A 22368-nucleotide genomic window follows, 5' to 3' on the forward strand; every position below is an offset into this window, starting at 1 on the left:
AGTCGCCGTCATACAGACCGGTCACGTTGCTGCCTCTGGGGTTTGCCTGATTAAACAGTAACAAGCCTAAAGGGAATGCGCTAAACGATGAATAACGTTATCGATATGCACCGTTAAATAGAGTTTTTCAGAATGCGTCATTGCGTGGCGATAATTCTTTTCCACGAAGTCACTAAGGGCTTCCACGCACGCGACCGTATTTTTATACCGTTTCTGTACCATCGCGAATAATTCACTGTCATCGTTTTCAAGCCGCTGGCCCTCTATTACCCGCTGGGCGAAAAACTTCACGTGGGTAATAAAACGCTGGTAATTGAGCGACTGTTCATCGGGGCCAACGGCGAACCAGTACTTCACAATATTCTGGATCTGATAAATCAGCCGGGTGATATCGTTGATTTTGCCTTTGGGATCGTTAAGTCCGGCGTTGACGATATGTAGCGCGATGCTGCACGCCTCGCTGTCTGGCATCAGCACGCCGGTGCGTGCGGCAATCAGCGCGAGTGCCTGTCGCCCAATGGCATATTCGCCCTGATAAAAATGACGCACTTCCCATTGCAACGGATTGGCGATCTCAAGGCCTTTCTGGCTACGCTCAATGGCGTAAAAAAGGTGATCGGCAAGCGTCACATAGATGCCTTCACTTAATTTCATGCCCGGCGTCTGGCGCGCCAGCGCCACAATATCGTCGGTGAGTTGCACTATTTCCACCGGGACTTCATCAAGCAATACTTTAAAACGCGCAGAGATCGTATCGTCATGCAGACGAAATGTTTTCTCGACCTTGTCTGTTTCCACCGTTTCGCCGACGCTTGCGTTAAAACCGAGCCCTCTGCCGGTAATAATGACTTCCTGGCCGCGTTCGTCGACGGCGCTGACGACATTATTATTAAGGATTTGCTTAATGATCATCGCCGACTCCTGAAAGCAAAAACGGGCAAAACATAAATACAGGCACCGGGAATTTCCCGGGGCTGCATTCAGGTTTTGCCCGCCGAACGGTAACAAGCGCAATGCAATATCAAAAAACCTAACACCCACCTGTTATTCGGTCAATGAATGGTCCGTTATTTATCATAAGCCTGACGACAATTTGTGATCCGCCTTGCGAATTCCTCTGCGCGGCCCTGGCAAAAAAAGGTTCAGCCCGCCGCCGAAAAGTGCCACAATAGTGGCTGTTTATACAGTGTTTCAGGGCTTCCGATGGCATTAACCGCCGCGCAGAAATCGCAGATCGCCGCCTGGTATAAGGCGCTTCAGCAGCAAATACCGGACTTCATTCCCCGCGCGCCGCAGCGGCAGATGATTGCCGAAGTGGCGAAAACCCTCGGCGGCGATGACGGGCGGCATCTGGCTATCGAGGCGCCGACCGGCGTTGGCAAAACCCTGTCGTATCTGATCCCCGGTATCGCCATCGCCCGTGAAGAGCAGAAAACGCTGGTGGTAAGCACCGCCAACGTCGCGTTGCAGGACCAGATTTTCAGCAAAGATCTGCCGCTTTTACGCAAAATTATTCCTGAACTGCGTTTCACCGCCGCCTTTGGCCGCGGGCGCTATGTGTGCCCGCGCAACCTGGCCGCGCTGTCCACCGACAGCGCCTCGCAGGGCGATCTGCTGGCGTTTCTTGATGATGAACTGACGCCCAACAGTAAAGAAGAGCAGCAGCGCTGCGCAAAGCTCAAAGCCGATCTGGACAGCTATAAATGGGACGGCCTGCGCGATCATACCGACCAGGCGATTGACGATAAGCTCTGGGCGCGGCTGAGCACCGATAAAGCGAGCTGCCTTAACCGTAACTGCCATTACTATCGTGAATGCCCGTTCTTTGTCGCGCGCCGCGAAATTCAGGAGGCGGAAGTGGTGGTCGCCAACCATGCGCTGGTCATGGCGGCGCTGGAGAGCGAATCGGTGCTGCCGGAGCCCAAACACCTGCTGCTGGTGCTCGATGAAGGCCATCACCTGCCGGACGTCGCGCGCGATGCGCTGGAGATGAGCGCCGACATCACCGCTCCGTGGACGCGCCTGCAACTCGATCTCTTCAGTAAGCTCGTGGCTACCTGCCTTGAACAGTTCCGCCCGAAAACCGTCCCCCCCCTCGCCACCCCTGAACGGCTCAATAATCACTGTGAAGAGGTCTATGAGCTTATCGCCTCCATGAATCGCATTCTGGGGCTGCTTCTGCCGCCGGGCGATGAGAGCGAGTTCCGCTTTCCGATGGGCGAGCTGCCGCAGGAGGTCATGGAGATCTGCGAGCGACTGGCGAAACTTACCGAGAACCTGCGCGGGCTGGCGGAGCTGTTTTTAAACGATCTGAGCGAAAAAACCGGCAGCCACGATATTGTCCGTCTGCACCGCGTGCTGTTGCAGATGAACCGCGCGCTTGGCCATTTTGAGGCGCAGAGCAAGCTCTGGCGGCTGGCCTCACTGGCGCACGCCTCTGGCGCGCCGGTGTCCAAATGGGTAACGCGCGAAACCCGCGAAGGGCAGCCGCACCTGTGGTTTCACTGTGTCGGCATTCGCGTAAGCGACCAGCTCGAAAAACTCATCTGGCGGCAGGTGCCGCACGTGGTGGTTACCTCCGCCACGCTGCGTTCGCTGAACAGCTTTGCGCGGCTTCAGGAGATGAGTGGCCTGCGGGACAAAGCGGGTGACCGTTTCGTGTCGCTCGACTCGCCGTTTAACCATGTTGAACAGGGCAAAATCGTGATCCCCCGCCTGCAGCATGAACCGTTGATGGAGCATGAAGAGGCGCATCTTGCTGAAATGGCCGCCTATTTCCGCGCAGAATATAAAAAAGGCGAGCATAAAGGGATGCTGGTGCTGTTTGCGAGCAACCGCGCCATGCAGACCTTTTTATCTTTTGTGCCCGATCTGCGCTTAGGCCTGCTGGTGCAGGGCGATCAGCCGCGTTACCGGCTGGTGGAGCTGCACCGTAAAAAAGTGGAGCAGGGCGAGGCGAGCGTGCTGGTGGGGTTGCAATCCTTCGCTGAGGGGCTGGATCTCAAAGGCGAGCTGTTAAGCCAGGTGCATATTCATAAAATCGCCTTTCCCCCGGTCGACAGCCCTGTCGTGGTGACGGAAGGAGAGTGGCTGAAAAGCCTCAATCGATACCCGTTTGAAGTGCAGAGCCTGCCCGCTGCGTCATTTAACCTGATTCAACAGGTAGGGCGCCTTATCCGCAGCCATAGCTGCTGGGGTGAAGTGGTGATTTACGACCGGCGACTGCTGACCAAATCCTACGGCAAGCGGCTGCTGAATGCGCTGCCAGTGTTTGCCATTGAGCAGCCCGACGCACCCGAAGTGAAAAGCCTGCCGCGCGCGGCGAAGAAAGCCGCCTCCCCCCGGAAATCCCCGGCGCGCCGCCGCGCTACTGGTAAGTAAACGTCACCTGAATGGCACTTTGAAATGTGCCGGCCACGAGTTTCTCACCCGTTGCCACATAACGTGCGGCGAGCGGAAACGGCGCGCTGTGATCATCGGGATTAACGGGCTTGATAAGAGTCGCGCCGGGCCTGAGCGTGGTGCCGTGATCGCCGGTACTGAGCTCCAGCGCCAGACCTGCGCCGGTGCCGGTATTGGCGTAATAACGCGTGTCGGTCGGCGCGCTCGCGCCGGTGAATGTAGCGGTGACCGCGGTCGTCGTGGCCGGGCAGTTGATAACAGAGAGGCTGAAATTGATCCAGTCGCCCGTCTTACCCGCCTGCTGGAAGCTGCCTGCGGGGGCGTCGCCAAGCGCGATTTGGAGATTTTTCGACGCACTGTCTACTTCGCATCCCGCCCCGCGGATCGTGCCGGTGACCTGTAGCGTTACCTGGTCTGCCCACACGCCAGCGGAGCCCATCGCGCAGAGCATACAAAGCAAAATGAAGGGTTTCATGGCCGCCACCTCAGTTATAGGAAATGCTGATGGTTGCCGCCGCGTTGGCCTTGCCAGGGACAACGATTTCTTCGGTCTGCATGTATTGCACGCTGACGGAAAAGGTATCTGACGCCCCCGGCGCAATGCTGCCCATCATGGTGTAATCATCGGTCGGCGCGATATTGTCATTGATCCTCATTTGCACACCCACCCCCAGCGCGGCGCCGTCTTCGTCCAGTAACCTGATAACGCCGGCGTTATTACGCAGGTTGCCATTGGCGCCCTGCACCAGCACATTGACGTAGGCGTAATCGTCACATACCAGCGTGAAGTCTTGATGCTGTGGCGGTGTGGTCGAATACTGGCCGGAAAAGAGAGACGTAGAGATATCGCCCATGTTAAACGTCAGCGTCGTCGTGTTGAGAGAACAGGTGATGGAGCGGCTATTAAAACTGCCGCGATAGTAAAGATACTGCCCACCCAGCGGCTCTGTGCCTTCAGCGGCGCTTTTAACCAGCACGCTGTAGCGCGTACTGTTGTTATCCAGCGTGCCGCTGCCCATGGTGGGTGCGATTTTAACCAGCGCCTGCGTCACTATCGCCTGGGCGATATTGGCATTCCCCACCGCTTTTATTGTCGCAAGCGGCATGCCGGATGAATCGCAATCGCTGCCCGTGCCTGTCACCCGCTGCCCCTGTTTATTGATAAGCGTCAGGCCAACGCCGGGAATGTTGGTTTGATAAACGCCCGGCATGCCAGGCACTTCGGTTTTTCCGCCGGTGTAACAGGCGATAACCATCGCGTTGTCGTATTCCCCGTAGCAGTTGATATCGATCGCAACGGGGTGTTCGGAGCCTGGGATCACCGCACCGGTTTCCAGATTGTCGCTTACGGCGACGCCGCTTGAGTAACTGGTGTGAGGTAAATCCGGCGTGCTGCAGTTGGCCTGCGCCGCGGGAATAATGCTCCACCCGCCCACGAGGGCGGCGAGAAGGCAGAATAAACGTAGCATTTTCATAGGGTCTCCTGAGTCTCGCCGTCACTGACAGCGGGCGGAAAGGGTTAAAATAGTGTCCGCAGGCGCAGTGGCTGGCAGGTGGAAGGCCGCGGTGCACTGCGTGGTGGCGAGCGCCCCCCATCTGACGTTCAGCGTGCCCTGTGGCGAAAGGCCGGTCAGCCAGACCTCGCCGTCGTCGCCTACGATAAATTCCTCGTCTTCGCCCGCTTTTACGACGGTCGCGCCAAAGGGCACCGGTTTGCCGTCGGGGCGTTGTAGCCGGATGAGCGCCCGTGCGCCCACCTCGGTTGCAAACGTCGCCCGCACCACCGCGCCGCGCGTCGGTGTGACGGTCTGCGACGCCTGGGTGATATCGGCATTGTCCGGCAGCGTTTCGGTATTAAGCCCAATCGTGTTGTGGCGATAAGGGCTGACGTAAGGCACAACCGTGTAGCCGCGCCCGTCGGTTTTTACGCCGGTCTGGTTATTGATACGCGTACCGCTCGCACCGGGGGCTTTCACCAGCGCTACGGTTTCGCCAAGCGGCTGGCTGAATGTCACGCCATCCGCATGCATAACGACGCCGCCCTGAAGGCTGTAGCTCGTCGTCTGCTGCCAGCGATCGCGCGAGTAGCTGCCGCCAAGCGAACCTTTTGCACCACGGTAGTTGACGTTCAGGCTGCGGCTGTCTGCGCCGCTCGCGTCTCTGCTTTGCTGAACAGACCAGTTGAGGTTGTTTTGCGCCAACGCCGAACCGTTCAGGGCCAGCGTCTGGGTCGCGCCGTCGCGGTTGTGATTGAGGCTGTAGCTCGCCCAGGTGTTAGGCAGCCAGCGCTCAAGCGGGATGGAAACGGTCAGCGCCAGGCTGCGTTCACGCGTGGTGCGCGCCTGAGAGCCGTGGTCAGTGTCACCCACGCTGTAATTCAGGCTGTACGTGATCCCCTGCCAGTTGTTGTTGTAACCGAGATTCAGCGAACGGCCTGGCGCACGACCCTCCCAGTAGCGCTCGCGTACAAGGCTCAGGTTCAGCGACCCGAAGTTATCGCCGATGTTCTGATTTACGCTTACCTCCTCGCGGCTACGGCGGTGGCTGACCGGCTGTGGCACGTCGTCACGCCGCCAGGCATCAAATGTGTCCTGCATCGAATAAAACCCGGCGCTGTTATAACGGTAACCAGCGACAGAAACCGACGTGCCGGTCGCCGTGAGCGTTTTGCCGTAGCGCACGCGCAAGGCGCGGCCGTCGCGAGACGTGCCATCAGGCAGGCGCGCCGCGGCTGATGTGACATCCAGCGACAGCGCGCCGACCTCACCCAGGTTTTTCCCGGCACCCACTGTCAGCGCGCGGTAGACCGGGCTGTATTGCACGCCACCGTAAAGCGTCAGTTCGTGCGCCAGGCCGTAAATAGCGCTGCCCTGTACAAACGGCGACGGTGTGACGGCGTCGTCATAGGAGCGGTATCTGCCGCCGGTCAGGCTGTATTTAAGGTGTCCCTGGCGTTGTAGTAATGGCACTGAGGTATAGGGCACCACAGTGTGTTGCTCGCTGCCGTCGGACTCTTTTATCGTGACGTCGAGATCGCCATTGCCATTGCCTGCCGCATAGAGATCGGTCAGCGCAAAGGCACCGGGCGCCACGCTTACCTGGCTGATGATATAGCCGTGCTGGCGCACCACGACCTGCGCATTACTGTGGGCGATACCGCGCACGACGGGCGCGTAACCCTGCTGGCTGTCCGGCAGCATTTCTTCTTCAGACGTAAGCTGCGCACCGGTAAAAGGGATGCTGTCGAAAACGCCTGCTGGCGATGTGCTCTGACCAAGCATCAGCTGGCTTTTAAGCGCGACCAGATCGCGCGAAAGGTAGCTGTAGACAGTGTTGAACTCCTGCGAGTCGCCCGTTGCGTCATGCTCACGGTTCAGCGTGGCGTAGTGGCGCAGCCGCCAGGGACCCACGTTGAGACCCGGGCGCAGGCTCAGGTAGTCGCTGCGCCGGCCATGCCCGGCAGAGGAGACGGCGCGATCCTGCTGGCCGCTCAGGCTGTAGTTGAGTAAAAACGCCGTGATGCCCTCATCAAATTCTTCCGGCGCGACATACCCGCGCGGGCGCTGGACGAGCGCCGTTTGCGGCAGTGTCAGCATTAACGCCTGATGATTAAGATCCAGCGTGGCCGCAGCGGAGGGGATCGCCTCAAGATTGACGCAGCCCCCGGTGTCGTTAAGCGCCGGATAGGCCTCGACCTTCACGCCAAGGCTCTTTAACCGCGCAAGGCTCAGGCATGGGCGAAGCGCAGGCGCGCCATCTTTGTCGGTCGCAGCGATAAAACGTATTTCCTGCGTCTCTTTTTTTTCATTATTAATATAAATATCGACCGAGTATTTTCCAGGCGACAAACCCGGGCCTTTTTCATAAAAAGATAAATCCGCTTTTTCCATACCGGGATTATCCACCTCCAGCAACGCAGGGTTAAAATAATCCTCGGCCCACGCCTGCCCGCAAATTATTCCCGGCATGGTGCAATGCAGGGCAATAATTAACGCGAGATAACGCGTGCGAAACCGGGGCTGCCGCCCCATGTTATTAGCAGACATAGTGGTTCCAGGAGGATAAAAATAATTTATCTGAAAAAGATGATGAAATTACAGATCCTGATGATGCGCCGCCCCTGTCGCGCCGTAGTCGTTAATCAGCTTCCAGTCGACTGATGAAGCGCCTGAACCGGCAGGCAGGTGAAAACGGGCGGTCTCGCCGGGAGCCACATAAGCGGCGCGGTCGATGTTTTTCCCGCCGACGGTAATGCTCTGGAAATTCATATAAAACGGCGTCGGGTTCATCACACTCAGCGTGTCGGCCTGTTTGCGCCAGACCAGTTTGTCGGTGGTCTCCTCCGGGGTTCCGGTAAGCGTGGCCGGGCGGTAGAGCAGTTTGATACGGGTTTTTACCGCGATTTGCAGCGTATTGGCCTGCGTCTGACGAGAGGTTGACGGAATGGATTTCACGTTCAGCCAGAACAGTGATTCACGATCCTGCGCCAGCGTCCCGCTTAATTTAACGACCCGTAGCGTATTCGTTTGTTTTGCATCGAGACGAAACAGCGGGGGAGTTATCATAAAAGGTGCTTTACTGCCTTTTTCTGTTTCGACCCATGATTGCACTAAATAATTATTATCATCGCCATTAGTAATTGTCAGCGCCGCTTCTTTTTTATCGCCGGGATAAATAAGGCGAGTGCCGCCAATAACTACACCTGCCTGGGCAGCGCTGGCTGCAAGTAATAATGTGCTAATAAGTAAATAATGACGCATTGTTTTTTTCCACAAAAGTTAAGGGAAGACGAAGATATTACCCATGCAGCATGAGTAATATCTTCATGCCAGGGCATTTAGTTATAAACCACGGTAAAAGTGGAGATCGCGTTCGCGAGGCCCGCCGTCACCGTCGGGGCGGTGGCGATATAACGCGCGCCAAAGGTCAGTTTATTGGTGGTCGCGCCAGAGCTCAGGGTATAGTCCGCTGAGGCGGTGTAAAGGCTCAGCGGCTGCGATGAGGCATCCAGCAGCTGAACGCCGATACCGGTGGCGGCACCCGTTTCCGCTTTCAGCGCCAGCACGTCGTTATTATTGGCGTCCGCAGTGCCGCCAAACGTAATCGAGGTAGAGGTGATGCTTTCCGGGCAGTTTTTCAGCTCAATATCAAATGTGGTCGGGGCCGAGGTGGCGCCGACGGTACTGAAGCTGCTTTTCGATACCTTACCGAGCGTGACGGAAAGCGGGCTTGCGGCCGAATTCACCACTTCGCAGGCGGAATCGAGGATCTCGCCGGTAAAGTTAATCTGACCCTCGCCAGTGCTGGCGGCAAACGCGCTGCCGGCGCAGCACGCCATGCCGGTGAGCAGCGTGCTCAACAGGACATTTTTCATCATAGATCCTTATAACAGAGTGAAAGTGAGGCCCGTGATGATTCGACGGGCTAATAAATTCACGTGAAATATGCGCTTGATGAATACGTCTATCCATTTATGAACACTTAAAGCTTTATTTAATCAAATAAAGGTATTTCCTGAGAGAACGTGTTTTGTTCAGGCATTGAATAAGTTACGTCTGTGGAATTAAGGGCATCACGAGTCAAACGAGCCGGAAAGGCGAGACGCGTGGGCTGCGTCATCACAAAAAACCATTTCTGATGAATATTCATCAGGGCTATAGTGATTAGAGGCTCACAGAGGAATTACGCATGGATTACCGCAACATTATCAAAGAGATTGGTCGGGGCAAAAATCACGCCCGCTCTCTGGACCGCGAAACGGCCAGGGCGCTCTATAACCAGATGCTGGACGGCAACGTGCCGGAGCTGGAGATGGGGGCGATTCTGATAGCGCTGCGAATCAAAGGCGAAGGCGAAGAGGAGCTGCGCGGTTTTTACGACGCGATGCAGCAGCACACCATACGCCTGACGCCGCCCGTCGCGAAACCGCTGCCGATTGTTATTCCCAGCTACAACGGCGCGCGTAAGCAGGCCAACCTGACGCCGTTACTGGCGATGCTCTTAAGCCGCCTCGGGTTTCCGGTGCTGGTGCATGGCGTGAGCGATGACCCGACGCGCGTGCTGACCGAAACCATTTTTACGCTGATGGGCGTTGAGCCGACACATCACGCGGGACAGGCACAGGCGAAGCTTGAAGGACGCGATCCGGTGTATATGCCGGTCAGGGCGCTTTGTGCGCCGCTCGAAACCCAGCTGGCGATGCGCTGGCGGCTTGGGGTGCGCAACAGTGCCCATACGCTTGCCAAACTCGCCACACCGTTTGGCGAGACCGAGGCGCTGCGGCTCTCCAGCGTTTCGCACCCGGAATATGTCACCCGGGTGGGGCAGTTCTTTATGGATATCGGCGGGCGCGGGTTGTTGATGCACGGCACAGAGGGCGAGGTGTACGCGAACCCACAACGCTGTCCGCAAATCGCGCTGATTGAAGATCAGGCGATGCGTATTCTGGTGGAGCGCCAGGAGGAAGCGACGGCGGTGCCGGTGGTATTGCCGCAGGCGAAAGATCCTGACGTGACCGCCCGCTGGACGGAGCGCTGCCTTTCTGGCCTTGAGCCGGTGCCGGATTCATTGAAAACGCAAATGGCGTGCGTGCTGGTGGCAAGCGGCGAAGCGGAAGATATCCCACAGGCGCTGGCTCGTATTGCGCAGACGTTTTAATAAAAAAAGCCCGCAGCATCCGCTGCGGGCAAAAAGGGTAACAAAGGGTCAATCAAGGGTAATGAAGGTATGTCAGAGGGCGCGGGTCTGTCAGTTGTAGATGACCGCAGTGCCGCTTGCCAGATCGTTAGTACGCGCTGACGTGATGCTGTACGCTTTTGCGCCTGCTGCGTCGGCTTTCGCCGCCAGCGTGTCGTTGAGTTCGTCAAGGGTGCTTGCGCCCTGGGCGGATACCACACCGATTTTGTTCAGGCCCTGTGCCTGCGCGGGGCTTATCTGTTCTGCCGCGCCGGCAGCAAAAGAAAAAGCGGAAAGGGTAAGGGCGGCTACAGCATATTTGATGGCTTTCATAGTGATTCTCTCGCAGTTTGTTCTGTTAAAAACGGCTTGTTCCGTTGATGTGATGATTGTCACATTCAGCGGCAGAATATAAAACCGAAGAGAATTGACAGCCTTATTCTAAAAATTTGAATGTAATATAAGCGACTGAATAAGCTTAAGATATCCCTTACCGCCCACGCTTCTTTACAGGCCCTTACCGTCCCGTTTTATAAGCGCACAAATGGACACATCGAAACGGTAAAAGCGTGTATAGGGACGGTGAAAGGGGGTCAGCGCAGCTGGCTGTCTTTTGAGCCGCGGCGGTTATAAGGAGAAAAACGCTGACGGTCTTCATCTGCTTTCTGCTGGCAGTTCACGCACAGCCGCACGCCGGGGATAGCTTTGCGGCGCGCCTCGGGAATAGGCTCATCGCACATCTCGCAGAATTCCAGACTTTCGCCTGTAGGCAGGTTGCGTCGCGCCCGCGCCACGGCATCGTCAACGGTGCTGTCGATTTGATCCTGCACCGCGCCGTCATTTGCCCAACCTGAAGCCATAGGACCTCCTGAGTGGTTAAATATACAGCTTATTATAGCAAAAGAAGGGCGGTTCTGCCGTGGAAAGCCCGCCGTAGCGGGCATGGCAAGGCGTTAACGGGCGTCCGGGCGAATCAGATCAAAACGTTGCGATTCATCGATGCCGTAATAGGCGCTCGGCCCACCGGCGCGCAGAATGGGCTGCGCTTTCGCGGTCTGGTAAATGCCATCTTCCAGCAGCGACTCATCAATATGTACCGCCACCACTTCGCCCAAAACCAGCCATGAATCGATAAGCTCGCCGCTTGCGGAGGTCAGTTGCAGATACTGCGACAGGCGGCACTCAAAGTTCACCGGGCTTTCGCCCACGCGCGGCACGCTCACCAGACGCGATGGCGCAGCGGTCAGGCCCGCACGCGTAAATTCGTCTTCGTCATGCGGCAAGGAGGCAGACGTTTCGTTCATCGCTACCGCCAGACTGCGGGTGGCAAGATTCCAGACAAATTCGCGGGTTTCGACAATATTTTTGACGCTATCTTTCCAGCCGGTGCTGGAAAACCCAATGATGGGCGGACGATAGTTAAAGCAGTTAAAGAAGCTGTAGGGTGCGAGGTTGCGATGGCCTTCGGCATCCTGTGAGGCAATCCAGCCAATCGGCCGCGGGCCGACGATTGCGTTCAGCGGATCGTGCGGCAAACCGTGGCCGCGGGCAGGTTCGTAGTAGTAGCTCATGACGGACTCCCTGGACAAAAAAACTATCATAGCCGTCGCGGTAAATTTTGCCGCGCTTATTTACCAGGGGCGGGGCAGCGGGTATTGTACGCGCCCACACAGGAGGAAGCCGATGAACCGCAAACCGGGCCTGCACCCACGTAACCGTCACCACAGCCGCTATGATTTCGAGGCGCTGACACAGAGCTGTCCGGCGCTTGGCGCGTATGTTCGCCAGTCGCCTGCGGGCGAGCCGACGATTGATTTCGCTGACCCTAACGCGGTGAAAACCCTGAACCAGGCATTGCTGGCGCACTTTTACGGCGTGCAGCAGTGGACTATCCCTGACGGCTTCCTCTGCCCGCCAGTACCAGGACGCGCAGATTATGTGCATCATCTGGCCGATCTGCTGGCCGAAAGCAACGGCGGAGCTATCCCCACACAGGCGAGCGTGCTGGATATCGGCGTCGGTGCCAACTGTATCTATCCCATTATCGGTCAGCATGAATATGGCTGGCGCTTTACCGGCAGCGATACCAGCGAAGAGGCTATCCGCAGCGCCAGCGCGATTATCGAGGCCAATCCAGGTCTGAATCGTGCCATTCGCCTGCGCCGCCAGAAAACGCCGGGCGCGATTTTTAACGGTATTGTGCATAAGAATGAAAGCTACGATGCCACGCTTTGTAACCCACCGTTTCATGACTCCGCCGAGGCGGCGAGCGCCGGTAACGCGCGTAAACGTCGTAACCTTGGTCTCGCGCCTGATGCAGGGCTGAATTTTGGCGGCCAGCAGGAGGAGCTATGGTGCGAGGGCGGCGAGGTCGGGTTTATCACGCAGATGATTGCCGAGAGTAAAGCGTTTGCCCGCCAGGTGCTGTGGTTTACCACGCTGGTGTCAAAAGGCGATAACCTGCCGCTCCTTTATCGTGCGCTGGAACAGGCAGGCGCGGTGAAAGTCGTGAAAAAAGAGATGGCGCAGGGGCAAAAACAGAGCCGGTTTATCGCCTGGAGCTTTATGGATACGGCCCAGCGCGAACGCTGGGCCCAGAACCGTCTGCGGTAATTACACCGTCGGGTTGGCCGGCGGCAGCGCGCCGCCTGCCGCCGCCTGAGCTTCGGCGGCCGCGGCCGCGTCGGGCATTGGCTGCATCACCTGCACCGTCTGCACCGGCGGGCGGATCCCTGCCCGATCAAAGTGTTTCTTCACCATACCGTCGAGTGCGAAACGTACCGTCCACTGCTTCAGCGGCTGAGTGGTAAAGGTCACGCGGATAGTAAAGGCGGTATTGGTAAGCCCCACAATGCCGACGACGTTCGGCTCGCCAATCACCAGCATCCGCATATCCTCCTGCTCCATGAGCTCATCCACAGCCGCACGAAGCGCGCGGTTAGCCTTATCCGTATCTTCAAACCGGTCCACATCATAGTTCGCGACAAAAGAGCCGATGCCGCGCACGAAGTTGGCGAAGGTGGTTATCGAAGACCACGGAATGATGTGGTACGCACCGGTATCCTGGCGCACGCCCACCGAGCGAATTGACATGCGCTCCACAGTCCCCGTCAGCGGGCCTATCGTCACCAGATCGCCGGTGTTCATGCCATTTTCAAACTGAATAAAGATGCCGGTAATGATGTCTTTTACCAGCGTTTGTGAGCCAAATGACACCGCGAGGCCCAGTGCGCCTGCGCCCGCCAGGAGCGGCGCGATGTTTACGCCAATTTCTGAGAGCACAATCATCACTGTGATGGTGCTGATGATAACGGCCAGCGCGTTGCGAAAGAGCGTCAGTAAGGTGCGGGTGCGGGCGCTCGGCATCGGGCGGCCGTGAATATCTGAGGCGAGACGACTCTCAATCAGGCTTGCCAGGATGGTCCAGCCAACGGCTGAGAAGAACAGGATGAGCGAGATGCGGATTAAAATATCTACCGTTTTCTCGCCTGCGCCCACCGTGAGCCATTGCCACATATCAAACAGTCCCCAGGCGTTCATCAGCAGCATAACGGTGATACAGACTGTCAGAATACGCGCGAGCTTCAACGACACTGAAATCCAGCCGTTCAGGCGCTTTTGCAGCTCAGGGTAATTGCGTTGCACCGGTGGCGAAAGCGTGATGGTTTTACTGAGCCAGCGGGTGAAAACGCCGCAGATAAATGCCGCAACGCTGACTATCGTGAGCGCTTTCAGCGAGGCGCCCATCATAAATTTCAGGCTATTGCCGGGATCAAACAGCGAGAAGAAGAACAGGACGATGAAATAAGCGCTGGCAAGCCAGTGCCAGACCAGCGCGAAGGCGCGAATAAAAAGGCTAAAAAAGGCGAGTGAACGATCCGCAAGTCTTGTCAGCCCGGCGGTGATGGCGCGTTTATTGTGGAAAATCAGGTACAGCGCCCAGCCGGTCATGGTCAGCATAATGATGACGTTGGCGAGCGCGCCGACCTGCACATTGACCTGAGATGAGATTATCGGTACCGCGACCAGCAGGCCGTAACCAATAAGACTACTGAGCCCGCTCAGGCGCAGGTGCCAGTAACGCGCGCTCGTGTCGCTGATAACAAACGGGCGCAGCGACGGAAAGCGCGGGCAAAAGATAAGGCGCAGGATGGCTTTAAAAAATTCGATAAGCGCAAAGGCATTGAGGAACAGCCCTTGCTGGCGCGCGATGGTACGGCTACCCGCGTTCATCATATCGATAGCGAGCTGTCCGACGAACAGCGTCAGGGCCAGTAATGCCAGGTCGATGATAAACGCGAGGATTATCATCAACGGCAGCTGAACCCAGCTCGCCCGGTTGATATTTTTACGCCGCCCCCACTGGCCCATTTTGCGATAGAGCGGTATCGCACAGGCGCGCACGGCGAAATAGAACAGGAATACCGAGACCGCAAGCATAGTGAAGTGGGTGAGCGCGTTAAGGAACGTTTTCTGGTTGAAGACTTTATGCGGGGCGCTGGTGATGTTGCGATGCAATTGCGCGAAACGCGAAGCCAGCTCGCCGCCGTAGTGGCGCGTTATTTCGGTGACGTTCTCCAGCACCGTTTTGTCTTCTTCCTGCGCGACAGGCGGCTTGATGACCGGCGTGGCCTGATCGGCCGGTGTCGCCGCCGCCTGGCGCAGCTGCCCGATAAGCGCTTTGCGCGAGGCGTCATTTTCCAGAACATCCGCCAGTGCTGCATAGGCAGCTTTTTTAGTTTCTGCGTTGGGTTCGGCGGGCGGTGTTTCGCTTTTCTGGGTGGTTGAGGCGGCGACCGCCGCGGCAGGTAAGCTCACTGCGCCGGTTGATACGCTAAACATGCTGACGAGCAGCAGCAAAATCCACGGCACGGTCATCCTCCGGATGAGAAAGTGACACAAAGAGGTAAGTATAGTGCCCGGCTAAGCGAAGCCCGAAAAAGGGGAGTATTCCGGAGTGGGTTTAATGTAACGGATGAATACAGACCGTCACCCCGGCCCTCTCTGAAAGGAATAGAGAGAAGGCGCGAGCGCAGGTTTTCTTCCTCTCCCCATTGGCGAGAAGGCCTGCGTGAAGGAGAAGGCAAACGATGAAAAATGACAGCGATGCGGCACGTGCGCTGTGAGGCATGCCCTTTGCTTACCCTCTTCACTAAAGACAGGGGGGTTGTCGAAGAGCAGGCAAGCGGAGCGCCACCCGCCGTTGAGGGGCATCACACCACGGCACAAATAAAAAACCCTCTCCGGGGAGAGGGTTGGCGGCCTTACGACACGTGCTGGAGGAACTCCTGCAAGCGCGGGCTTGGTGGGTTCTCGATAAGCGCCTGCGGATTGCCGTCTTCGGCGATGCGGCCTTTATCGATAAAAATAAGACGCGACGCTACTTTCTCGGCAAAGCCAATCTCGTGGGTCACAATCACCATCGTCATGCCTTCTTCCGCCAAATCCTGCATCACTTTCAAAACTTCGTGACGCAGTTCCGGGTCGAGCGCGGAGGTCGGCTCATCGAATAACATCATTTTCGGTTTTACCGCGAGCGCGCGGGCAATCGCCACACGCTGCTGCTGGCCGCCGGAAAGCTCGGAGGGATAGTGGTGACCACGCTCGGCCAGACCCACTTTCGCCAGCAGTTCCTTCGCCAGCTTTTCCGCTTCTGCTTTGCTTGCACCGCGCACGCGGATGGGGCCGAACATCACGTTTTCCAGCGCCGTCAGGTGCGGGAACAGGTAAAATTGCTGGAACACCATGCCCGCTTCCTGGCGGATCAGTCGCTCATCCACTTTCGGATCATTGACTTTCAGACCATCGACAATCAGATCGCCGCTGGTTATCTCTTCCAGTTTGTTAATGCAGCGCAACAGCGTGGATTTGCCGGAGCCGGACGGCCCGATGATCACGACGACTTCGCCTTGGTTAATGTTTAAATCGATATTATGCAGCACCTGGGTTTGGCCGAAGTGCTTGGAGACGTTTTTAAATTCAATCACAGGATTTTCATCCTTTTTTCCAGACGACGCAGAACAAAGCTCAGCACGAGAGTAATGATCAGATAAATCACCGCAACGGCGCTCCAGATCTCAAGCGCGCGGAAGTTACCCGCGATGATCTCCTGGCCCTGACGGGTCAGCTCGGCGACGCCGATAACGATAAACAGCGAGGTATCTTTAATACTGATGATCCACTGGTTGCCGAGCGGCGGCAGCATACGACGCAGCGCCAGCGGCAGGATTACATGGCGAATCGTTTCGCGCGTCGACAGCCCCAGCGCGAGGCCCGCCTCACGAAAGCCTTTATGAATAGACAGCACCGCGCCGCGGGTGATTTCTGCGATGTAGGCACCGGAGTTGATCATGATAGTGACTACCGCTGCGGTAAACGGGTCGATGCGTAGATCGTTAAACGCCATTGGCAGGGCGAAATAGATAAACATCACCTGCACTACAATCGGGGTGCCGCGGATGATTTCGATAAAGACCAGTGCGATGTGATTGGCAATCCAGCCGCCGAATGAGCGGGCGAAACCGGCCACCAGACCGATTATCAAGCCGCCCACCAGACCGAGGACCGAAATCCACAAGGTCATTTTGGCGCCTTCAAGCAAGAGGGGAATGGCAGGCCAGATGGCGCTCCAGTCAAACTGCATGATGATTTCCTGTGTTACCGTGGTTCAAAAATAGCAGGGGCGAAGGCCGCCCCTGACTGAGTTAACTGCTTAATAAGAATAATTATTTTGGCTCAGTGCCGAACCATTTTTTGTAGATTTCGTTATAGGTGCCGTTCTCTTTGAGCGTTTTCAGCGCGCCGTTTACTTTGGTGCGCAGGTCATCGCTGCCTTTCGGGAACGCGATGCCATACTGCTGGCCCGCCAGAGAGTCACCGACCGCTTTGAACTGGCCGTTGCCTGCGGTTTTAATGAAGTAAAGGATGTTCGGCGTGTCGTGCAGCACCGCGTCAGCACGGTTGGTGCCAAGCTCCATGTAGGCGTTGTCGATGTTCGGGAACTGGCGCAGATCTTTGGTTTTGATGTTTGCTTTCGCGTAATCCACTGAACCGGTGCCGCTCTTCACGGCAACGACTTTGCCGTCGAGATCTTTCACGCTTTTCACATCGTTGTTGTTGGCTTTTACCATCACCAGCAGGCCGCTGTTGTAATAGCCGTCAGAGAAATCAATGGCTTTTTTACGCTCCTCGGTAATGGTGATACCTGCCAGAGCCACATCAACGTTTTTGGTTTGCAGCGCCGGGATGATGCCGCTGAAATCCATCGGTTTTAAGGTGTAATCGAGTTTCAGCTCTTTCGCGATAGCGGCCCACAGGTCGACGTCGAAACCGACATATTTATCGCCTTGTTTAAATTCGAAGGGAACAAACGCGGTGTCGGTTGCTACAACCAGCTTATCCGCCGCCTGAGAAGAGACCGCAAAGGCCAGTGTCAGGGCTGCCAGGGAAACTTTAAAAACAGACTTCATAGCATTTCCTTTATTTATCCGCGGGGCGATCCCCGATAAGAACGTAGCGCTGCATGAAAAAATCATGCCAGTTTTACAACCCGCTGTTTTGAAAGGCAAGATAAAAGTCCCTGTGCACAATCAGCGCGCTTTTCTGGCACAATTGCACCAATTGGGTGCACCAAAACGGTGCGCAGAGGTTAACAGCCGGGTGAATGGCCTTTTTAGCCTGAAAACCGGTGAAAAAACAATCTTTCATTAACGATTGTGTGAGGGGAATATTACATAGAGATAACGTTTGAGGGGAAATTGCCGCGCGAGATGCGCTATTTTGGTGCAGTGCCCCCTCCGGACGGAGAGGGCAGGATAAGCAAAGCGTCTGAAAACGCTATCGGGTTATTCGATATTCGACTCGATAAACCACAGGAATTTATCCAGATCGCGGGACGCAGCAGTAAAGATATCTGCGGTATCTTCATCCTGCGCTTCAGTGATGGCTTTACGCACATCGTTTGCCACAATCGCGTAACGATCGGCCAGCGCTTTTAAGTGTTCCTGTACGCTATGGATGTCCAGCGGGTAGCTTTGCAGCGGCGTCTTGCTGTTTACTACCTGTGTGGTGCCCAGCGCCACACCGCCTAACTGCACGGCACGTTCGGCCATGGTATCCAGGTGATCAGTCAGCGCCGTACGGAAACCATCCAGCATCTCGTGAACGCCGATGAAGTTCGCGCCGCGCATGTTCCAGTGCGCCTGTTTAGTAATCAGCGACAAGTCAATGAAATTAACCACCTGGCGGTTCAGCAGCTCGATGGTGGCCTTTTTGTCGCTGTCTGCTACATCGTTGCGGGTGTAGAGCAGGTCGGAAGCCTTTGTTTTAACCAGTTTAGCGGTACCCATAATTTCATATCCTCTTGATGATTGTGTCCCAGGAAATTACGGAATTAAGTATAGCACCGTGTCTCAAGTTTGCTGGCGTGGCTGTGCCTATCAGATAAATAGCGAAGGGGTGGTTGCGAAATAAATCCCTTTATGAACAGAGGGTTGTTTAATTTGTAAGTTTTTTTATAACCGCGCTATAACCGATTCATGAAGAAGGAAGCGTGCGCGCGATTATTTTAAAAGAGAATGAGTCGCAACGCAGAAATATCTGAAACCCGCAAACAGAGATTATTCTGACATGGCATAAACCGTGCCAGAAAATAATTATTTTATTTAATCAATGTCGAGGCTTTTTAACTGTGTTTCGCGCTTGAGTGTGAGCGTCGAGCCGACAGAAGCAATGATGATTGACAGCAGCGCCAGCCATTGCACCGCGCTTAAGGTCTCGCCGAGAAACAGCATGCCGGAAAACGCCGCAAGCGCGGGCTCCATACTCATTAATGTCCCAAATGTTCGCGTGGGCAGGCGCGTGAGCGCGGTCATCTCCAGCGAATAGGGAAGGGCGGTTGAGAGCACCGCAATACCAAGGCCGAGCGGCAATACAGACCAGTGCCAGAGCGCATCGCCCGCCGCGATAGCGCCGATGGGCACAAAGACAATCGCTGCAATCAGCGAGCCGAGCGCGACGGTGGCCGGGCCGTGTTCAGCCCCCGCTTTCTGCCCGGCGAGGATATAAACCGCCCAGCAGGCCCCTGCGCCCAGGGCGCAGGCGGCACCGAGCGGATCGACATGCGTTACGTCCTGGCCCAGCGGCAGCAGAAACCATAAGCCGAGCACCGCCAGGACGACCCAGAGAAAATCCACCGGGCGGCGCGAGCCAAACAGCGCAACCGCGAGCGGGCCGGTAAACTCCAGCGCGACGGCGATACCGAGTGGGACAGTACGAATCGACAGATAGAAGAGATAATTCATCGCGCCCAGCGACAAGCCATAAATAAGCAGGGGCATACGCTGGCTGCGGCTAAATCGCAGGCGCCAGGGCTTAAACACTGCCGCAAGAATGAGCGTGCCGAGCGCCAGACGCAGTGCAGTCACACCGGGCGCGCCCACCAGCGGGAAGAGCGACTTAGCAAGCGATGCGCCGCTTTGAATGGACGCCATGGCGATAATAAGCACGATGACGGGTAACCAGAGCGGCGTTTTACGGGAGAGAGTCGGCATCCTGCGCACCTGAAAAGTTAAAGATAAGTAAACGCGATAGCTTACTGTATTTATTCCGCGGTTGGTTGAGGAATCATTGAAAATTACCCCGGTGTTAACCGTTATCATACTGCTGTCAGCGCAAAAAACGCGCAGTTGCATTTAGGAATTATCCGGATGCTGGTGCGCGTCGGCAAGGTTCATACTCTTTGCCGCCTGTTAAATGCCTGTATTTTTAGCAGGATAGACAAGGGCGGAAACGTTCTGTTACAGGAAAGAGCGCATTAGACAACACGAACAACAAAGAGTTTCCTGCTGGGTTTTGATATATTTAAATCTTAGGACTTACTTGAAGCACATTTGAGGTGGTTATGAAAAAAATTGCATGTCTTTCAGCACTGGCTTGTGTTCTGGCCGTTTCCGCAGGTTCTGCTGTTGCTGGCACCGCTACCGTTACCGGTGGCTACGCTCAGAGCGACGCGCAGGGCGTGATGAACAAAATGAACGGTTTCAACCTGAAATACCGTTATGAGTTCGACGACACCAACCCGCTGGGCGTGATCAGCTCCTTCACGTACACCGAAAAAGATCGCACCGAAGATGGCGTATATAACAAAGGCCAGTACTACGGTATCACTGCAGGTCCGGCTTACCGTCTGAACGACTGGGCGAGCATCTACGGCGTAGTAGGTGTTGGCTACGGTAAAGCTCAGGCTACCGCTGACGGCGACAAAGCTGACTCCAGCGATTACGGCTTCTCCTACGGCGCAGGCCTGCAGTTCAACCCGGTTCAGGACGTTGCTCTGGACTTCTCCTACGAGCAGAGCCGCATCCGTAACACCGACGTTGGCACCTGGATCGCAGGCGTAGGTTACCGCTTCTAATCACTCCGGTGATAAAAAATCCGCCCTCGGGCGGATTTTTTTTATCTGCATCTCGCCTCAACGGCTTCGCGGGTCAAAAAGATCGCTGCCCAGATGATCATAGCTCACCTTGTTGAGTTTAAAGTTCGTGACGTATACCGGCCCTGCTTTTTGCCCGGAAATAAATTTATATTTCGGCGCGATTTCTTTCACTTTGATCCCCGTCCACTGCGCGAAAAAGCTCAGGAAATCATTAGCAGAACGACGCGCTTTAATGATGCGGTGCGCTTTGTCGTCACTTGAGAGCACCATAAATGGCACCTGAAAATTCTGCTGAAACTTGTCGTCGTGCGCCAGATACTGCACCGCTTTGCCACGTTCTTTAAACGCCAGTCCGTGGTCGGAAAAATAGACCATCGAGAAACTCTGCCCGCTGTTCTGTAACTGCTGATAAAGCTGACTTAAGAGATCGTCAGTCTGGCGGATGCTGTAGAGATAACAGGAGGTTTCCTTTGACTGCACGAACACCTCATATTTGCCCTGAGTACGGTCGCAGGCCTGCGGATGCGAACCCATCAGATGCAACACAATAAGCTGCGGCTGCGGGCGTTGAGTCGACAATACCTGGGCGGTCATTTTCAGCAGCGCCTCGTCGCGGGTATTTTTGTCCGCTTCGAAATCGCCGCTTTTCAGAAACTGCACTTCATCCGCGCGACGGGCGATGCTGGCAATGGCCGTGTCATACTCCCCAATTTGCCCCTGGTTTGAGAACCACCAGGTCTGGAAACCCGCGCGGTTGGCAAGCGTGACGAAATTGTCCTGATACTGCGGCTTGTTATCCAGCACACGGTTAAGCGTAAGCCCAAGGGATTTTTGCGTCGAGCCGCTGGCAGAGATGTAATCGGTAAACAGATAACCATTTACATGGCTTGCAAACGGGCTGTTATCCCACTGACCGCCAAACGCGCCGACGGCGTCGCGTCGCACACTTTCGCCTATCACCACCACATAGGTGTGATATTTCGGCGCCACCGCCAGCACGTTCCAGGAGTCTTTCATTTTCGAAAGCGCCTCCATCCGTTGCTGCTCGTCCAGCACCTCGTTGTTATTCACAATCACATCTTTAACGAAGCGAAAAACCGGATAGCCGCTGTCTTTGAGCGCAAACACGCCGCCATAAAGCTGGTTTTGTACCGGCGTGACAAAAAAACTCACGACGCTTACCGCAAGGCACAGGCTATCGAACGGCTGCCAGCGGCGCGAGGCCGACGGCGCACGGCGCAGCGCGATGATGCCGAGCGTAAAAATAAACAGCGACACCAGGTAGCTGTACCACGGAAAAATCGTCAGCAGTTCCGTGGACTCTTCCATATTGGTGGCGTGCAGCGCCAGCAGCGTATTGAAGTTCGGCGCGCCGTAAGTCTGCCCGAAAGGAAAGTAGAGACCAGCGATAAGCGAACACACGCCGAGTAGCCCTTTCTGAACGCGCGGCGCGCTTTTCCAGAGCAGCAGCAATACGCAGCAAAAAGCCACGGCGTACAGCAGACTGAATTCATAACCCAGAGCGAAATTAATTAATAACGATTGCAGAAAATAGAAGCCAATCCACGGATCGAGAGCGATGCCGCGCGCAGCAAGAGTATTTTTTAGCGTTAGATTCATAGTACGGGTTCAACGAAACGCCATGCGTAAACCCTGGCGTCAAGGGTATTCGCCCGCCAGAGCGCCGGACAAGAAGGGAAGGGAAGTCCACATCCGGTGTCGTCGTGAGGGCAGGGCTGCAAGAAGATAGAGCCGCGCGGCAAGAATAGCAACGGGGGGAAATCAACTAGTTTGCGAGAAAGGCTGCAAAAATCATCAAAAGAAGAAATAAAGACCAACGTGAGGAGCGCCAGGGC

The 22368-nt window shown here is 55.9% G+C and carries 21 protein-coding genes; 5 read left to right on the plus strand and 16 right to left on the minus strand.

Features of this window, described 5'->3' with window-relative positions:
• Nucleotides 1-66: 66 nt before the first annotated feature.
• Nucleotides 67-912 (minus strand): BglG family transcription antiterminator LicT, encoded by an 846-nt coding sequence (gene licT, locus AFK62_RS06470; protein WP_053531788.1) that lies wholly within the window; start codon nucleotides 910-912, stop codon nucleotides 67-69.
• Nucleotides 913-1203: 291 nt separating this feature from the next.
• On the opposite strand from licT, the gene dinG reads away from it, so the two are divergent.
• Nucleotides 1204-3381, plus strand: coding sequence for an ATP-dependent DNA helicase DinG (gene dinG / locus AFK62_RS06475; protein ID WP_053531789.1), 2178 nt, complete (start codon nucleotides 1204-1206; stop codon nucleotides 3379-3381).
• On the opposite strand, the gene AFK62_RS06480 is transcribed toward dinG, so the two are convergent.
• From AFK62_RS06480 to AFK62_RS06500, 5 genes are all read right to left on the minus strand, one after another.
• Nucleotides 3368-3877, minus strand: coding sequence for a fimbrial protein (locus AFK62_RS06480; RefSeq protein WP_007681156.1), 510 nt, complete (start codon nucleotides 3875-3877; stop codon nucleotides 3368-3370). The genes dinG and AFK62_RS06480 overlap by 14 nt on opposite strands.
• A gap of 10 nt (nucleotides 3878-3887) precedes the next feature.
• Complete coding sequence (locus AFK62_RS06485; protein ID WP_007681158.1) at nucleotides 3888-4877, minus strand: fimbrial protein; 990 nt, start codon at nucleotides 4875-4877, stop codon at nucleotides 3888-3890.
• A 21-nt stretch (nucleotides 4878-4898) separates the two neighbouring features.
• On the minus strand, nucleotides 4899-7448 hold the full coding sequence (locus tag AFK62_RS06490) for a fimbria/pilus outer membrane usher protein (protein WP_053531790.1): 2550 nt from the start codon (nucleotides 7446-7448) through the stop codon (nucleotides 4899-4901).
• A 48-nt stretch (nucleotides 7449-7496) separates the two neighbouring features.
• Nucleotides 7497-8162, minus strand: a complete 666-nt coding sequence (locus AFK62_RS06495; RefSeq protein ID WP_007681166.1) for a fimbrial biogenesis chaperone — start codon at nucleotides 8160-8162, stop codon at nucleotides 7497-7499.
• Nucleotides 8163-8239: 77 nt separating this feature from the next.
• Nucleotides 8240-8776: a fimbrial protein gene (locus AFK62_RS06500; RefSeq protein ID WP_007681168.1), complete on the minus strand. Its 537-nt coding sequence runs from the start codon at nucleotides 8774-8776 to the stop codon at nucleotides 8240-8242.
• A 314-nt stretch (nucleotides 8777-9090) separates the two neighbouring features.
• Between AFK62_RS06500 and ybiB the strand changes: the two genes are divergently transcribed.
• Nucleotides 9091-10059, plus strand: a complete 969-nt coding sequence (gene ybiB / locus AFK62_RS06505; RefSeq protein WP_007681170.1) for a DNA-binding protein YbiB — start codon at nucleotides 9091-9093, stop codon at nucleotides 10057-10059.
• Between the two features lie 90 nt (nucleotides 10060-10149).
• Here the strand turns inward: ybiB and ybiJ are convergent, their stop codons facing one another.
• The 3 genes from ybiJ to AFK62_RS06520 form a co-directional block, all read right to left on the minus strand.
• Complete coding sequence (ybiJ, locus tag AFK62_RS06510; RefSeq protein ID WP_007681171.1) at nucleotides 10150-10410, minus strand: DUF1471 family protein YbiJ; 261 nt, start codon at nucleotides 10408-10410, stop codon at nucleotides 10150-10152.
• A 260-nt stretch (nucleotides 10411-10670) separates the two neighbouring features.
• Complete coding sequence (locus AFK62_RS06515; protein WP_007681172.1) at nucleotides 10671-10937, minus strand: DksA/TraR family C4-type zinc finger protein; 267 nt, start codon at nucleotides 10935-10937, stop codon at nucleotides 10671-10673.
• Between the two features lie 93 nt (nucleotides 10938-11030).
• Complete coding sequence (locus tag AFK62_RS06520) at nucleotides 11031-11648, minus strand: flavin reductase family protein (RefSeq protein WP_007681173.1); 618 nt, start codon at nucleotides 11646-11648, stop codon at nucleotides 11031-11033.
• Nucleotides 11649-11760: 112 nt separating this feature from the next.
• On the opposite strand from AFK62_RS06520, the gene rlmF reads away from it, so the two are divergent.
• Nucleotides 11761-12690, plus strand: coding sequence for a 23S rRNA (adenine(1618)-N(6))-methyltransferase RlmF (rlmF, locus tag AFK62_RS06525; protein ID WP_007681174.1), 930 nt, complete (start codon nucleotides 11761-11763; stop codon nucleotides 12688-12690).
• On the opposite strand, the gene ybiO is transcribed toward rlmF, so the two are convergent.
• The 4 genes from ybiO to glnH all read right to left on the minus strand — a co-directional run bounded on the left by ybiO (nucleotide 12691) and on the right by glnH (nucleotide 17546).
• Nucleotides 12691-14949, minus strand: a complete 2259-nt coding sequence (gene ybiO, locus AFK62_RS06530; RefSeq protein ID WP_007681175.1) for a mechanosensitive channel protein — start codon at nucleotides 14947-14949, stop codon at nucleotides 12691-12693.
• 392 nt (nucleotides 14950-15341) lie between these two features.
• A complete protein-coding gene (gene glnQ / locus AFK62_RS06535; protein ID WP_007681177.1) occupies nucleotides 15342-16064 on the minus strand; it encodes a glutamine ABC transporter ATP-binding protein GlnQ in 723 nt (240 codons plus the stop codon).
• Nucleotides 16061-16720 carry a glutamine ABC transporter permease GlnP gene (gene glnP, locus AFK62_RS06540; protein ID WP_007681180.1) on the minus strand — a complete coding sequence of 220 codons (660 nt, stop codon included), beginning with the start codon at nucleotides 16718-16720 and terminating at the stop codon, nucleotides 16061-16063. The genes glnQ and glnP overlap by 4 nt, the downstream gene beginning before the upstream one ends.
• Before the next feature lie 82 nt (nucleotides 16721-16802).
• Entirely contained in the window at nucleotides 16803-17546 is a 744-nt protein-coding gene (gene glnH, locus AFK62_RS06545) for a glutamine ABC transporter substrate-binding protein GlnH (RefSeq protein ID WP_007681183.1), read from the minus strand.
• Nucleotides 17547-17610: 64 nt separating this feature from the next.
• Between glnH and AFK62_RS22435 the strand changes: the two genes are divergently transcribed.
• Nucleotides 17611-17787, plus strand: coding sequence for a hypothetical protein (locus AFK62_RS22435; RefSeq protein ID WP_158408825.1), 177 nt, complete (start codon nucleotides 17611-17613; stop codon nucleotides 17785-17787).
• A gap of 134 nt (nucleotides 17788-17921) precedes the next feature.
• Here the strand turns inward: AFK62_RS22435 and dps are convergent, their stop codons facing one another.
• Both dps and rhtA read right to left on the minus strand, forming a co-directional pair.
• Nucleotides 17922-18425 (minus strand): DNA starvation/stationary phase protection protein Dps, encoded by a 504-nt coding sequence (gene dps, locus AFK62_RS06550; RefSeq protein WP_007666827.1) that lies wholly within the window; start codon nucleotides 18423-18425, stop codon nucleotides 17922-17924.
• Between the two features lie 315 nt (nucleotides 18426-18740).
• Nucleotides 18741-19628: a threonine/homoserine exporter RhtA gene (gene rhtA, locus AFK62_RS06555; RefSeq protein WP_032984088.1), complete on the minus strand. Its 888-nt coding sequence runs from the start codon at nucleotides 19626-19628 to the stop codon at nucleotides 18741-18743.
• 350 nt (nucleotides 19629-19978) lie between these two features.
• On the opposite strand from rhtA, the gene ompX reads away from it, so the two are divergent.
• The gene (gene ompX / locus AFK62_RS06560; protein ID WP_007666831.1) at nucleotides 19979-20491 is read left to right on the plus strand and encodes an outer membrane protein OmpX; all 513 of its coding nucleotides are present in this window, start codon (nucleotides 19979-19981) and stop codon (nucleotides 20489-20491) included.
• 57 nt (nucleotides 20492-20548) lie between these two features.
• Here ompX and AFK62_RS06565 read toward each other — a convergent pair whose 3' ends face one another.
• Nucleotides 20549-22132 (minus strand): phosphoethanolamine transferase, encoded by a 1584-nt coding sequence (locus AFK62_RS06565; protein WP_007666834.1) that lies wholly within the window; start codon nucleotides 22130-22132, stop codon nucleotides 20549-20551.
• Between the last annotated feature and the right edge of the window lie 236 nt (nucleotides 22133-22368).

This window comes from Cronobacter condimenti 1330, assembly GCF_001277255.1.
GTDB classification, from domain to species: domain Bacteria; phylum Pseudomonadota; class Gammaproteobacteria; order Enterobacterales; family Enterobacteriaceae; genus Cronobacter; species Cronobacter condimenti.

Bases quoted from the DNA above. Each gene is read 5' to 3' on its own strand.
- AFK62_RS22435 (WP_158408825.1), top strand. From the start codon at position 17,611: ATGCCAGTTTTACAACCCGCTGTTTTGAAAGGCAAGATAAAAGTCCCT.
- AFK62_RS06490 (WP_053531790.1), bottom strand. From the start codon at position 7,448: ATGTCTGCTAATAACATGGGGCGGCAGCCCCGGTTTCGCACGCGTTAT.
- AFK62_RS06500 (WP_007681168.1), bottom strand. From the start codon at position 8,776: ATGAAAAATGTCCTGTTGAGCACGCTGCTCACCGGCATGGCGTGCTGC.
- ybiJ (WP_007681171.1), bottom strand. From the start codon at position 10,410: ATGAAAGCCATCAAATATGCTGTAGCCGCCCTTACCCTTTCCGCTTTT.
- AFK62_RS06520 (WP_007681173.1), bottom strand. From the start codon at position 11,648: ATGAGCTACTACTACGAACCTGCCCGCGGCCACGGTTTGCCGCACGAT.
- licT (WP_053531788.1), bottom strand. From the start codon at position 912: ATGATCATTAAGCAAATCCTTAATAATAATGTCGTCAGCGCCGTCGAC.
- ompX (WP_007666831.1), top strand. From the start codon at position 19,979: ATGAAAAAAATTGCATGTCTTTCAGCACTGGCTTGTGTTCTGGCCGTT.
- AFK62_RS06480 (WP_007681156.1), bottom strand. From the start codon at position 3,877: ATGAAACCCTTCATTTTGCTTTGTATGCTCTGCGCGATGGGCTCCGCT.
- AFK62_RS06565 (WP_007666834.1), bottom strand. From the start codon at position 22,132: ATGAATCTAACGCTAAAAAATACTCTTGCTGCGCGCGGCATCGCTCTC.
- ybiB (WP_007681170.1), top strand. From the start codon at position 9,091: ATGGATTACCGCAACATTATCAAAGAGATTGGTCGGGGCAAAAATCAC.
- glnH (WP_007681183.1), bottom strand. From the start codon at position 17,546: ATGAAGTCTGTTTTTAAAGTTTCCCTGGCAGCCCTGACACTGGCCTTT.
- dinG (WP_053531789.1), top strand. From the start codon at position 1,204: ATGGCATTAACCGCCGCGCAGAAATCGCAGATCGCCGCCTGGTATAAG.
- AFK62_RS06495 (WP_007681166.1), bottom strand. From the start codon at position 8,162: ATGCGTCATTATTTACTTATTAGCACATTATTACTTGCAGCCAGCGCT.
- rhtA (WP_032984088.1), bottom strand. From the start codon at position 19,628: ATGCCGACTCTCTCCCGTAAAACGCCGCTCTGGTTACCCGTCATCGTG.
- AFK62_RS06515 (WP_007681172.1), bottom strand. From the start codon at position 10,937: ATGGCTTCAGGTTGGGCAAATGACGGCGCGGTGCAGGATCAAATCGAC.
- dps (WP_007666827.1), bottom strand. From the start codon at position 18,425: ATGGGTACCGCTAAACTGGTTAAAACAAAGGCTTCCGACCTGCTCTAC.
- AFK62_RS06485 (WP_007681158.1), bottom strand. From the start codon at position 4,877: ATGAAAATGCTACGTTTATTCTGCCTTCTCGCCGCCCTCGTGGGCGGG.
- rlmF (WP_007681174.1), top strand. From the start codon at position 11,761: ATGAACCGCAAACCGGGCCTGCACCCACGTAACCGTCACCACAGCCGC.
- glnP (WP_007681180.1), bottom strand. From the start codon at position 16,720: ATGCAGTTTGACTGGAGCGCCATCTGGCCTGCCATTCCCCTCTTGCTT.